11 protein-coding genes and 1 pseudogene are annotated in these 12,350 nt (G+C 72.4%); 2 read left to right on the plus strand and 10 right to left on the minus strand.

The window, feature by feature from the left end; all coding sequences use genetic code 11:
- Window positions 1-9 precede the first annotated feature (9 nt).
- The gene (locus IG05_RS0131770) at window positions 10-1,461 is read right to left on the minus strand and encodes an MFS transporter (RefSeq protein WP_030347500.1); all 1,452 of its coding nucleotides are present in this window, start codon (window positions 1,459-1,461) and stop codon (window positions 10-12) included.
- A 443-nt stretch (window positions 1,462-1,904) separates the two neighbouring features.
- On the opposite strand from IG05_RS0131770, the gene IG05_RS42660 reads away from it, so the two are divergent.
- Window positions 1,905-2,063: a cation transporter gene (locus tag IG05_RS42660; RefSeq protein WP_051790464.1), complete on the plus strand. Its 159-nt coding sequence runs from the start codon at window positions 1,905-1,907 to the stop codon at window positions 2,061-2,063.
- 66 nt (window positions 2,064-2,129) lie between these two features.
- Here IG05_RS42660 and IG05_RS0131785 read toward each other — a convergent pair whose 3' ends face one another.
- The 9 genes from IG05_RS0131785 to IG05_RS0131825 form a co-directional block, all read right to left on the minus strand.
- Window positions 2,130-2,948, minus strand: a complete 819-nt coding sequence (locus IG05_RS0131785) for an ABC transporter ATP-binding protein (RefSeq protein WP_030347503.1) — start codon at window positions 2,946-2,948, stop codon at window positions 2,130-2,132.
- On the minus strand, window positions 2,945-4,018 hold the full coding sequence (locus IG05_RS0131790) for a FecCD family ABC transporter permease (protein ID WP_107051459.1): 1,074 nt from the start codon (window positions 4,016-4,018) through the stop codon (window positions 2,945-2,947). The genes IG05_RS0131785 and IG05_RS0131790 overlap by 4 nt, the downstream gene beginning before the upstream one ends.
- A gap of 2 nt (window positions 4,019-4,020) precedes the next feature.
- On the minus strand, window positions 4,021-5,100 hold the full coding sequence (locus IG05_RS0131795) for an ABC transporter substrate-binding protein (RefSeq protein WP_030347505.1): 1,080 nt from the start codon (window positions 5,098-5,100) through the stop codon (window positions 4,021-4,023).
- A 184-nt stretch (window positions 5,101-5,284) separates the two neighbouring features.
- Window positions 5,285-5,932: a sigma-70 family RNA polymerase sigma factor gene (locus IG05_RS0131800; RefSeq protein ID WP_030347506.1), complete on the minus strand. Its 648-nt coding sequence runs from the start codon at window positions 5,930-5,932 to the stop codon at window positions 5,285-5,287.
- 179 nt (window positions 5,933-6,111) lie between these two features.
- Window positions 6,112-6,798, minus strand: a complete 687-nt coding sequence (locus IG05_RS0131805) for a hypothetical protein (protein WP_030347507.1) — start codon at window positions 6,796-6,798, stop codon at window positions 6,112-6,114.
- A 170-nt stretch (window positions 6,799-6,968) separates the two neighbouring features.
- The gene (locus IG05_RS0131810; protein ID WP_030347508.1) at window positions 6,969-7,490 is read right to left on the minus strand and encodes a copper chaperone PCu(A)C; all 522 of its coding nucleotides are present in this window, start codon (window positions 7,488-7,490) and stop codon (window positions 6,969-6,971) included.
- Entirely contained in the window at window positions 7,487-9,760 is a 2,274-nt protein-coding gene (locus tag IG05_RS0131815) for a heavy metal translocating P-type ATPase (protein ID WP_030347509.1), read from the minus strand. The genes IG05_RS0131810 and IG05_RS0131815 overlap by 4 nt, the downstream gene beginning before the upstream one ends.
- A complete protein-coding gene (locus tag IG05_RS0131820; RefSeq protein WP_030347510.1) occupies window positions 9,760-10,005 on the minus strand; it encodes a hypothetical protein in 246 nt (81 codons plus the stop codon). The genes IG05_RS0131815 and IG05_RS0131820 overlap by 1 nt, the downstream gene beginning before the upstream one ends.
- A 190-nt stretch (window positions 10,006-10,195) precedes the next feature.
- A complete protein-coding gene (locus IG05_RS0131825; protein WP_030347511.1) occupies window positions 10,196-10,936 on the minus strand; it encodes a YcnI family protein in 741 nt (246 codons plus the stop codon).
- A gap of 647 nt (window positions 10,937-11,583) precedes the next feature.
- Between IG05_RS0131825 and IG05_RS50715 the strand changes: the two are divergent.
- Window positions 11,584-11,811, plus strand: a pseudogene (locus IG05_RS50715) (hypothetical protein); the annotation flags it as partial.
- Window positions 11,812-12,350 lie beyond the last annotated feature (539 nt).

Consider the following 12,350-nt stretch of genomic DNA (forward strand, 5'->3'; position numbering starts at 1 on the left):
ACTCCTCGGTCAGGGGTGGTGTGCGGCGGGAGCCGCGTCGGTGGACTTCTCTTGCAGGAGCGCCGGCCTGCGTCCGTGCAGTGCGAGCAGGGGTACGGCGACGCAGACGGCGACTGCCGCCAGGGTCAGCCCGGCTGTCACGCCGTCGTCGCCTCCGGCCAGGCCCCAGGCGGCGGTGGCCTGGGCCGGGCCGAGCGTGAAGCCGAGGCTGCGGGCCAGTTGGACGGAGGAGCCCACTGTTGCCGCGTGGTCCGGTGGGGCCGCGCCCATGACGAGGGCCTGGGTGGGGCCGCCGTTCAACCCCATGCCGACCCCGGCCAGAGCCAGCCGCCAGGCCACGTCCAGCGGCGACCAGTCACCCCCCAGCGGAACGAGGAGGAGCAGACCGGCGGCCGTGAGGGCGGCGCCGATGACTGCCACCGGCCGAGCGCCCCACCGGTCGGCGAGGCGACCACCGAGCGGTCCGGCCAGCCCCATGCCGAGCGGGAAGGCGAGCACGGTCAGCCCGGTCGTGGTGGCGCTGACACCGTCGTCGCGCTGGAGGTGCAGGGCGACGACGTAGTGCATGGCCGCGAACCCGGCGGCCAGCGCCAGCACCGCCGTGTGCGCCCGGAACAGCCCCGTCGTCCGCAGTACGCCGACCACCGGGCGACCACCCGGTCCCCGCAGCCACCACCACAACGGCGGTACGGCGGCGAGCGCGAGCACCAGCCACCCCGGGCTTCCCGACGCCAGGGTCAGCGCCAGCAGCAGGGCGGTCACCCCGGAACCCACCAGCAGCACATCCGCCGCCGACCGCCGGTCGGGCAGGCGCAGGCCCCCGTCCCTCGGCATCGCCCTCCCCCACTCTCGGCTTCGCCCGAGCGGGAGGACCCCCATCGCCACGACCAGGGCGAGCAGGCAGAAAGGGATCTTGACCAGGAAGACGGCGCGCCAGCCCAGGTGGTCCAGCAGCAGTCCGCCCACCGCCGGACCGGTCACCGCGCCCAGCGGGCCCAGCGTCGCGGGCACACTCATGGCCCGCCCGCGCAGTTCCGGCCGTACCGAACGCAGGGCGAGAACCGGCATCAGCACGAAGAGCACGGCCCCGAACGCGCCCTGGGCGAGGCGGGCGGCGATCAGCCAGGCCGCCCAGGGCGCGGCGGCCGCCAGCGTGCTGCACAGACCGAAGCCCGCGGTCGCGACCAGCAGGGCGGAGCGCATTCCGACTCCGTCCAGCCATCGGCCGACAGGCAACAGCAATGCCACCACAGGCAGTTGATAACCCAGGACCGCCCACTGGGCGGTCGCGGCGGAGACGTGCAGACCGTCGGCGATGTCCGCCAGGGCCACGTTGACGATGTTCATGTCGAGCATGGCCACGAACGACAGCAGGCCGGCCACCGCGACGAGCAGCCAGCGGTCGTCGCCGCCGACGGGTATGTGGCCGGGCTGTTGAGAACCGGGACTGTGGCCTGTCACCGTTGCCGCCCCTCACGGTCGTGGATGGGCTGCCGGACGGCAGCCTCGTCCCACAAGTCGGGCGGGATCGCACAAGAGTTCCCGGGCGCGTCCAAAAAATCATGGTGGGCAGGCTGGAATTGCCCGCGCCGATCAGTTTCGGCGGCCGCCGCGTGCCGGCTTGCCCGACCCGGCCGACTCCACCAACAGGTACGGCAGCGCGCAGAGGACCAGCCCGGCGGCACAGCCGACAGCCGCGCCGAACGCTCCATCGACGACGGATCCGGGCCGGCCGTACCCGGCTACGAGGACGGCCACGGTGACCGCGAGCAACGGCCGGGTTCCCCCGTGGATCCGCGCCCAGCCGCGCCGGATCGTCCTGGGCTCAGGATCCCAAGGCAAGACGACGGCGTCGGCCCGAACATCCGCGTTCGGGCGTCCGTACGCCACGCCGAAGTGCGAGCATCAGGGAAGAGGTCTCCGAGGTACCCGGGGTGAGCGAGATCGTGGTCGACCTCGGTGCCGACGCCGTCACCGTGCACGGCACGGACCTTGAAGACGAGCGGCTGCGCGCGGCGATCGTCGAATCCGGGTACGACATCGCCGACTCGATCGCCGCCTGATCCCGGCAGACGGCCGAGCGGGCAGGACGCGACCGTCGTCCTGCCCGAGCCCGTTCATCAGCCCGTTCATCCCCGGGTGGGCGTCTGAAGCGGCACGGCTGTCAGTGCCTCGTCCGCCGCCGTCCGGTGGTCGAAGGCGATGAGCGGCTCACCGGTCAGGGGATGGTCGACAACCGCCGCTCGGACCCCGAAGACCTCCGCCATCAGCGCGGGCGTGAGGACTTCCCGCGGCGGGCCGGAGACGACGACCGCTCCATCATGCAGGACGTGGAGACGGTCGCAGACGGAGGCCGCGGCATTCAGGTCATGCAGCGACACCAGGGTCGTACGGCGCTGGGCACGCAGGAGGGCGAGCAGTTCGACCTGGTGGCGGATGTCGAGGTGGTTGGTCGGTTCGTCCAGCACCAGGACGTCCGGGTTCTGCGCGAACGTCCGTGCCAGCAGGACACGTTGGCGCTCACCGCCGGACAGGGCCGTGAACCGGCGTCGGCCCTGTTCCGCCATGCCGACGTCGGTGAGCGCCTGCGCGACGATGTCCCGGTCGGCTGCATCCTCCCCGGCGAAGGCCCGCTTGTAGGGCGTACGGCCCATCGCGACGACCTCGCGCACGGTCAGCTCGAAGTCGCTCCCGCGCTCCTGCGGCAGGGCCGCCACGTGCCGCGCCGACTGGAGCGGGGTCGTCTCCCGCAGGTCAGTGCCGGCCAGGAGGACCCGCCCGGCGGTGGGCTTCAGGTGCCGGTAGACGGTGCGCAGGAGCGTGGACTTGCCGCTGCCGTTCGGGCCCACCAGGCCCGTGATCTCGCCCTCCGCGGCGACGAGATGGGCGCCCGCGACCACCGTGCGGCCGGCGTAGGCGACGTGCAGATCCTCGATGTCGATCCTCAACTTCCGCTCCCCAGAGGCCGGTCCAGCAGATACAGCAGGGCCGGAGCCCCGAGCAGCGAGGTGACCACGCCCACCGGCAGCTCCTGCGAGTCCATCGCCGTACGGCACACGATGTCGACCACGACCAGCAGCAGAGCGCCGGACAACGCGGAGATCGGCAGGAGGCGTCGGTGGTCGCCCCCCACGACCAGACGGCAGGCATGCGGCACCATCAACGCTACGAACGCGATAGCACCGGAGACCGCCACCAGGACACCGGTCAGCACACTGGTGACGGTGAACAGTTCCCGGCGCAGCCGGGCGGCGTCGATGCCAAGCCCGGCGGCCGTCTCGTCACCCATCAGCAGGGCGTTCAGGCCCCGGGCGCGTGCCTGGAGCCACAGCAGAGCGACGGGTACGGCGACGGCGGGTACCGCGAGCAGTTCCCACGTCGCTCCGCTGAGACTGCCCATGAGCCAGAACAGGACGCTGTGGGTCTGCTGTTCGTCCCCGGCCTGCAGCACCAGGTAGCTGGTGAACCCGGAGAGGAACTGGCCGATCGCGACCCCGGCCAGCACCAGCCGCAGCGGCGCGAACCCGCCACCGCGCCGGGCCACCGCCCACACCAGCGCGAACGTCGCCAGCGCGCCGACGAAAGCCGCCCCGGACAGCCCCAGGCCCAGCGCCCCGCCCGCCCCGAGGCCGAGGACGATCGCGGCAACCGCGCCCAGGGAGGCGCCGTTGGAGATGCCCAGCAGGTACGGGTCGGCAAGCGGGTTGCGCACCAGCGCCTGGACGGCCGTACCGACGACACCGAGGCCGGCGCCGACGAGGGCGGCGAGCACGGCACGGGGAAATCGGAGCTGCCAGACGATGAGGTCGTCCGTGCCGGGGCGCGGAGCCTCACCGGACAGCCGCCGCCACACCACGCTCCACACCTCGCCGGGCGGGATCGACGTCGAGCCCCAGGCCACGGCGGCCGTCAGCGCGGCCAGCAGTGCCACGGCCAGGACCGCCGCCAGCGGACCGGCGGCCAGGCTGCCGCGCGCCTCCGCAGCCACGGTCTTACGGCGCACCAGTGTGAAGGCCACGATCAGGCGACCTTGCCCGGGTAGAGGGTCTTGGCGATGGCCTCGACCGTGTCGGCGTTCTCGACTCCCGCGATGGTGGTCTGCTCGGAGCCGATGCGCAGGAAGTGGCCCTCCTCGACCGCCTTCAGCCCCTTGGTGGCGGGGTTCGACTTCAGCCACTGCTCGGCCTCGTCGAACGCCTTCCTGTTCGCCGCCTCGCTGCCGCGGTTGCGGACGCCCAGCTGGATCCAGTCGGGATTCTTCGCGATGACGTCCTCCCAGCCGGCCTGCTTGTAGTCGCCGTCGCAGTCGGCGAAGACGTTGCGGGCTCCGGCCAGGGTGATCACGGCGTTGGCGATCTGGCGGTTGCAGGTGACGGAGGGCTGCTTCGTACCGGCGTCGTAGTCGAAGAAGAAGTACGTCGGCCGGTTGGTCTCCGCCGTACCGCCGACCGCCTTCTGGACGGCAGCCACCTCCGCCTTCATCCCTGCGACAAGTTTCTGCGCCTGCGCGCTCGTGCCGGTGACCGCGCCGAGGGAGGTGATGTCGGCCTCGACGGCGGACAGGTCGGTCACTGGGCTCTTGCTCTGGGCAGCGCAGGCGGTGGACTTCAGGTAGATGTGCTTGATCCCGGCGGCCTCGAATTCCTCCGCCGTCGGCGCGTCGCCCATGCCCGAGCCGCCCATGCTTCCCATGGAGGCGAAGGTGTCGATGTAGAGGTCGGCGCCGGAGCCGAGCAGCTTCTCCTTGGGGATCACGGTCTGGCTGAGCACCTTGACCTTCTGCGCCTGTGCGTCGAGGGCGCCGGGCAGCGTGCCCTTGCCGGGCGGGAAGCCGGTGCCGATCACCTGGCCGCCGGCGCCGAGGCGGAGCAGCAGCTCCAGGCTGGAGGCGTTGCTGGTGACGATTCTCTTCGGGGCACCGGAGAAGGTCGTCTTGGCGCCCGTGCAGTCGGTGACGGACACCGGGTAGCCGCCGGCAGCCGCCTTCCCGGCCTGCCCCGCGTTCCCGTCCGCCGTGTCCTTCCCCCCGCCGCCGCAGCCCGCCACCAGCAGGCCGACCAGTACGACGGCCGCGGTACCGCCCCACACACGAGAACGCATCGAACAACTCCCGGATCCACTCGGTACACGGGCGAGCCTCCGCCACCCGCTCCAGTAGTCGGAGCGAAGGTGCCCCTGGTTCCCGGCCCGTTCGCGATCCGGCTGGGGTGCACCGCTCTCGGCGCTCCGGCGGCGAGGGTGCCGGTGCCGTTCTTCCGGCCGGCACCGGCACCCTCCCGGAGCGTCAGGCAGCCAGCGCAGTCGGCTGGTCCTCCCCCACTGCCTTGACGGCGTGGGAGGTGCCCCCATCGTCCAGGAGGTCCATCAAGGTCGCGCGGGCACGGGCCACGCGGGAGCGGACCGTGCCGATCGGGCAGTCGCTCACCTCGGCTGCCTCCGCATACGGCAGGCCGAGCAGCTGCGTGAGGGTGAACGCCTCCCGACGGTCATCGGGCAGTGAGGCCAGCAGATCCAGCAGGGCGATGCCGTCGTCAAAACCGGGCAGGTCGCACGGCTGGGCCAGTTCGGCGGCCAGCTGCCAGTCCGGTACGTCGGCCAGGCGCGGGCGAGCGGCGGCGTACCGGTAACTGTCGATCACCGCTCGGCGGGCGATGGACAGCAGCCACGCCCGGGCCGAGGAACGCCCCTCGAACCGGTGCAGGCTGCCGAGCGCACGCAGGAACGTGTCCTGCGCCAGATCGTCCACCGCCTGGGGATCGCCGCACAGATGGGCGACGTAGCGCCGGACGTCCCGGTGCAGGGCGCCCACGAACTGCTCGACCGCGTGCGCGTCACCGCCTCGGGCGGCCAGCGCCCACGCGGTGATCGATTCGTCGGGCGCCGCCGGTTTGTGGCTCTTGGCGCGCGACGTGGGCAGGGCAGAGGAAATCACCTGGTGTCCTTCTCGGGTCAACCGTGATCCGGACCAGGGCGCGCCGAAGCGCGCGGTCCGGTGAAAGTGGGAAAGACGGCCCTACGACGCCGCTGAGGCGTCACCACGCCTGTGCGGTCGTACGGCCGTGGCCCGAGGCGCACACGGGTAGCCGGGCAGCCTCGGGGAACCAGCTGTCTTCAGGCGACAGCCGTTCCCACGGGCGGACCCCGAGAAGTGATCGCGTGGATGAGGAGGAGGAGGCGCGGCGCCCGGTCCGAGCGGCGGCGCCTCAGGTGGACGCGCGGGCGGTCGGGGGTCTCGGGCAGGGCGAGCAGCAACCGCAGCGGTGCCGCCAGCCATCCGGCCGCCGCCCGCAGGATCCGGAAGGCGGCCTTCTCGCCGTACGCCAGCCACAGGCCGCACAGCACCGCGGCGAGCAGGTGGGCGGCGAGCATGCCGAACGACGACGAACCGCCGTCCATGGAATGCCCCATGTGATCCATGGGGCTCATGCCCGTGTGGTCCATGTGCATGGCGCCCATGTCCATGGAGCCCATGCGCATCGAACCCGTACCCATGGAGCCCATGTCACTCATGTCCATGAAGGCCGAGCCGTCGGACGTGCCGGACGCCGACTGGGCGTAGGAGAACGCCTCGTGCAGCACCGTCTGTGCGGCGACCACGACCGTCACGACCAACGGCAGCCCGCGCTCACGCCCCGCCAGACACCAGCCCACGGCACCCGTGACGGCCCCGCCGGCGGCCAGCGCCCACGCCGGCACGTCGCTGCCGGACATCAGGACGTGGCCCAGGGCAGCGAGCAGCACGCACACGGCCGCGAACACCGCGGCCCGTATCGCGCGAGCACACCACCCTGCTGTCATGGCGCCTCATCCTCGCATCCGGGCTTCGGTCGTCATGCGTGGGTACGGACATCCACGGGGGACCGTACTCACCCCGCAGGCTGTGATCCAGCCCACGGCAACAGGTGGGAACTCGACGACACTCTGCCCCGACGTCCAGGAAGAGGATCCTCGACCTTCAGGGCGGGCGATCACGGACCGCTGCCGCCCGGGCGGATCACGACCGCGGTCGTCTCGACCGGCGCGCTGTGCTCGAAGTGCAGCGTGAACGGCACGAGACCACCCGCCCGCCAGCCGGCCCCGGCCCGCAGCGTCACGTCCACACCGCGCGGCGACATGGACAGCACGCCGCCCGCAGGGACGCCGACCGAGGTCACGTCCAGCTTGTAGGCGGCCCGGCCGCCCAGCATGCGGTGTCCGCTGAGGGTTATCCGGCCGTTGGTGGCGGTGGACGTCACGTTCACCAGCCGGTCGTCCGCGCCACCGACGTTGGCGATGTCGAAGAGCGCAGCGGTGTCCGTGCTGTCCCCGTACGGCAGGAGGACCCGCCCGTTCGAGACGGTGATCCGGGGCGGGCTACCCGCTTTCCCGGCCCCGGCCCAGGTAGTCAGCCCGCCCAGGGCGAGACTGCACGCGGCCACGGGCGCCAGCGCGGCGAGGAGGGTGTCGGTCAACCGGCCGCGACTGGGTCGCCAGAGCTTCTGTTCGGTCATCGGGTACGCCTCCGGTCGGGAGCGGGCGAGGGCTGCCAGGTGCGCAGCCGCAGGCTGTTTCCGACGACCAGCAGCGAACTCACCGACATCGCCGCCGCCGCGAGCATCGGATCGAGCAGGCCGACCATGGCGAGCGGCAGGGTCACGACGTTGTAGCCGAAGGCCCAGACGAGGTTGGCGCGGATCGTGCCCAGTGCGCGCCGGGCGAGCCGGACCGCGTCCCCCAACGCCTCGATGTCCCCGCGTACCAGCGTCACGTCGGCGGCCCCGATGGCCACGTCCGTGCCGCTGCCCATGGCGATGCCCAGGTCGGCGCCGGCCAGGGCCGCGGCGTCGTTCACTCCGTCGCCGACGACCGCGACGCGGTAGCCCTGCTCCTGCAGGTGCCGTACGAGGTCGGCCTTGGTCTCGGGAGCGCAGCGGGCGTGCACCTCGTCGATGCCCAGTGCTGCGGCCACGGCCCGCGCGGGTGCCTCACGGTCACCGGTGGCGAGCACCGGCCGCACGCCGAGGCGCCGCAGCCGGTCCACGGCGCGATAGCTGCCGGGCCGCACCACGTCCCCGACCTCGATCAGGGCCTCGGCCACACCGTCCACCCGGACCAGGACGGGCGTGTGGGCGGCGGCCTCGGCCACCGTCAGCGCGTCTGCCAGGGCGGTGGGCAACTCGCCTTCGGAGGCGAGGACTTCCACCAGCCGGCCCTCGACCAGGCCGCGCACCCCCCGCCCCTCCACGGCGGCGAACCCACTCACTTCCGTCAGCGACCCCTCGGGGAGTTCCCGCCGGGCGTAGGAGGCGATCGCCCGGCCAAGGGGATGCTCCGAGCCGTGCTCGACGGCACCGGCCAGCCGCACCAGCGCCTCCTTGCCCAGACCGTCGGGTACGGCCGTGACCCGGGCGACGGTCATGTGGCCGGAGGTGAGCGTGCCCGTCTTGTCCAGGACGACCGTGTCGATGTGCTGGAGCCCCTCCAGCGCCTGGGGTCCGCCGACCAGGACGCCGAGTCGGGCACCGCGGCCGGTCGCGGCCATCAGCGCGGTCGGCGTGGCCAGGCCGAGCGCGCAAGGGCAGGCCACGACGAGGACGGCCACGCACGCGGTGAGGGCGGCCTGCGGGTCGGCCCCGGCACCGAGCCAGAAGCCGAGACAGGTGACGGCCAGCGTCAGCACGACGGGAACGAAGACGCCTGCCACCGTGTCGGCCAGCCGCTGCGCCCGCGCCTTGCCGGCCTGGGCCTCGGTCACCAGCCGAGTGATACGGGCGAGCTGGGTGTCGGCGCCGACAGCCGTGGCCTTCACCAGGAGCAGCCCCCCGGCGTTGACGGCGCCGCCGACCACCGCCGAACCCGGCCCTACCTCGACGGGCTCGCTCTCCCCGGTGACCAGGGACAGATCCACGGCGGAACTGCCCTCCACCACCTGTCCGTCGGTGGCTGCGCGCTCCCCCGGCCGTACGACGAAGACCTGCCCCGGCCTCAACCACTCGATGGGAACGAGCCGTTCGTCATCGCCTTCCCGGATGGTCACTTCCTTGGCGGCGAGTCGGGCCAGTGACCTGAGCACTGCCCCGGTCCCGCGCCGGGCCCGCGCCTCCAGGAACCGCCCCGCCAGGACGAACAGCGGTACGCCGACGGCCGCTTCGAGATAGAGGTGCGCCGCACCGTCCGAAGCCGAGGGCACCAGAGTGAACGGCATCCGCATGCCGGGCTCCCCGGCACCACCGAGAAAGAGCGCGTAGGTGGACCAGGAGAAGGACGCCACCACACCCAGCGACACCAGGGTGTCCATGGTCGCCGCCGCATGCCGAAGCCCACGCGCCGCACGCACATGAAAGGGCGAAGCGCCCCATACCGCGACCGGGGCCGCCAGCGCGAAGCACAGCCACTGCCAGTTCGGGAACTGCAGCGCGGGCACCATCGACACCACGAGCACGGGCACCGCGAGCAGCGCGGTGATCAGCAGCCGGTCTCGCTCCTGGCGAGCGTCCTCGGGCTCGCCCGCGTCCTTGCCCTCGCGTGTCCCGGGCTGTTTGGGCGGTTCGGCAAGGGCGGCCGTGTAGCCGGCCTTCCCGACGGCGGCGGCGAGTTCCTCGGGGCTGATCCGCGGTGGGTGGCTCACACGCGCCCGCCCGGTAGCCAGATTGACGGTCGCCGTGACCCCGTCCAGCTTGCCGAGCTTCTTCTCGACGCGCCTCACACAGGCCGCGCAGGTCATGCCACCGACGGTCAGGTCGGTCGTCACCAGGTCGACGGCCACCGGTTCCCCGCCCATCAGTGGCCACCCCCGTGCATGCCCCCCATGTCGTCCGTGCCGCCGCCCCCGCCGGGATCGCCGTCCCCCCGGCTCGTGCCGGTGCCGTGCATGCCGGGCGCGACGGGCCCTGCCGCGACACCGACGGCGTACGACACCGTGAACATCAGCGCCAGCAGGAGAAGGAATCCGCACAGGGCGGGCGGAGGCACCAGCTTCCGCAACACCGCACCCGTGTCGGAGGAGGATTGCCGGGACTCGTCCATCAATCGCGTCTCCAGATCACGTCGTACGGCGCCGGTCGGATCGCGCCGTACTGCATCAGGAGTCGGGGCCGCCGGGGGTCGAGTTCCGGAGCAGCGTTGTGGCCCGCGTCACGTGAGGGACGACTGTGCTCGAGGGCCACGGCGACGGAGCGCTGCCCTGCCGACGGCTACCGTCGGCAGGGCAGGTGGGCTACTCCGCCCGGGATCCGGCGGAACGGCCGCGCACGATGGCGAAGCCCGCCGCAGCGAGCCCCAGCACGCCGACGACCAGCCCGGCGATGCCGAGGCCGCGGGCGGTCGAGTCGCTGGCCGAGGCGGTCGGCTTGGCGCTGTCGGAGCCCTTCGAAGCCGCCGCGGAGGCGGTCGCGGTGCCACCGCCGTCCTCCGTGCCCTTGGCGGTGAGCTTGAGCACGGGCGCCGGGTTCTCCGGCTCCTGGCCGCCCTGGGCCTCCTCGATCCAGCGGACGGTCTTGCCGTCGGAGTACGTCTGCAGGGTCTTGAATGTCAGCTGGTCGGTGTCGTCGGGCAGCTGGCCGAAGGCGACGTCGAAGTCCTCGTACTGCCCGGACGCGATCTTGCCGCCGGTGAAGGTGATCTCGGAGGCGGCGTCGGTGATGGTGCCGTCGTCGGTTTTGACGGGCGTCTTGAGCTTGGTGTTGGTGACCTTCACGGTCCAGCCGTCCTGCGGGTGCACCAGCACGCCGAGGACGGGGTGGTCGGTGGGCAGGAAGACCTGGACCTTGGTGGTGGAGGCGTTGTCCTCCTCGTTGGGGACACGGAAAGTCAGCACGCCGTCGGTGGTGCCCTTGGCGTAGCTGTCGGGGTGGACGGTGACGTGCGCGGAGGCGACGCCCGCGGCAACGAGAAGTCCGGCGGCGGTCAGGGCCGTGACGGCGCCGGCGCGGCGCAGGGTGGTGCGGGTCCTGGACATGAGGTGAGGGATCTCCGTACGGAAGAAGGGATGTCGGGTTCGGATCGCGTACGACGGCGCGTGCGACATCCCGGGCGGCGGCCCCCGTCGGTGAATCGCGTACCTCAGCCGCACCTGCCTGGGCGCCCACGGCTCAGCGGCGGCCCGACGCACCAGCCCTGGCCCGGCCGGCGCGCGCCACGCCTCGCCGGCCTCCTGCCACCAGGCGACGAGCCCCGGCACGAACGCGACCGCCCACCGCAGCAGCGACCACAGTGCCGCCTCACCGCGCCGCAGCCACCAGGTCAGCAGCAGGGCCGCCCCGGCATGCGCGGCGGTGGCGTGCGGTGTCAGTGCATGGGGCGCTTGGGTCATCCGCATGCCGTGCATGACCGTCGCGGCGTGATGGGGCTCGGCGGCGTGGAAGGCAAGGTGCAACCCGCCCTGGGCGGCCAGAGTCCCCGTGCCGATGGCGGCCAGCGACCGCTCGCGGCCAGCCAGCAGACAGCCGGCCGCGAAGACCGGCACGAACCCGGCGGCCTGCACCCACAGCGACGGCGCCATGCCCGTGGCCATGGCATGCCCTCCGGCAGCGAGCAGCACGCACAGCACGGCGAACACCGCCGCGCGCACGCTCCGCACCACCAGGGACACACTCACGGCACCTGATGCTGCCACGCCTCCAGAGGATCTCTCCCCCGGCCCAGGCACACGCATCACCGCCCACGGACTCCTACCTGGCCGACCTGCCCCCTCCTTACGAGTCGGACGCGAGTGCCGTTCAGTTCCCAGCCACCTTGGCGAAATCGAAGCCGGCGCTGGCGGTGGACGGCAACGCCACGAGCCGATGGGCGGTTTCGAAGGCGGACCGGCGCCGGGCGGACAGCTGGATCGCCGTCGACCTCGGCGCGGCACACCTGGTGGATCGTGTCACCCTCCGCTGGGAGGCCAGGGCCGGCCTCGTCGTCCGGGGATCCAGGCAGCCGCTCGCGGTGTACGGCGACACGATCGTCCTGGCCGACGGCGCGGCAGCGCCCCTGCTGGTGGAAGGCCTCCCCGGCATATCCACCGACAAGCTCCGCGACCTCTCGCACCGTGCCGCTCCGCAGGCCGAGGACCACAGCGTCCGCGCGGCTCTCACGGAAGAGCACCTCAGCCTGTTCAACCTGTCCGAGCAGCAGGTGACGACGCGCGTCGACATCCCTCAATCCGGCGCGCGTGGTCCTGTTCGAGGGACGCCAGACCCTCACCGCGCAAGGCACCGTCTACGAGGCCGATCTGGCCCTGTGGACGTCGGCCGGGTCCGGCTGACGCAGGAAAGGTCCGCGGCACACCGAACAGTTTTCCGGCGGTGGACGCCTCCTGCCCGACGCCGGCCGTCCTTTCCGGGAGGCGGCCGGACGGAGGACATGTGCGCCGCCGGGCGGGGTAACGG

This window comes from Streptomyces sp. NRRL S-1022 (assembly GCF_000720135.1).
GTDB lineage: Bacteria > Actinomycetota > Actinomycetes > Streptomycetales > Streptomycetaceae > Streptomyces.

Bases quoted from the DNA above. Each gene is read 5' to 3' on its own strand.
- IG05_RS0131795 (WP_030347505.1), bottom strand. From the start codon at position 5,100: ATGCGTTCTCGTGTGTGGGGCGGTACCGCGGCCGTCGTACTGGTCGGC.
- IG05_RS0131805 (WP_030347507.1), bottom strand. From the start codon at position 6,798: ATGACAGCAGGGTGGTGTGCTCGCGCGATACGGGCCGCGGTGTTCGCG.
- IG05_RS0131820 (WP_030347510.1), bottom strand. From the start codon at position 10,005: ATGGACGAGTCCCGGCAATCCTCCTCCGACACGGGTGCGGTGTTGCGG.
- IG05_RS0131815 (WP_030347509.1), bottom strand. From the start codon at position 9,760: ATGGGCGGGGAACCGGTGGCCGTCGACCTGGTGACGACCGACCTGACC.
- IG05_RS0131825 (WP_030347511.1), bottom strand. From the start codon at position 10,936: ATGTCCAGGACCCGCACCACCCTGCGCCGCGCCGGCGCCGTCACGGCC.
- IG05_RS0131810 (WP_030347508.1), bottom strand. From the start codon at position 7,490: ATGACCGAACAGAAGCTCTGGCGACCCAGTCGCGGCCGGTTGACCGAC.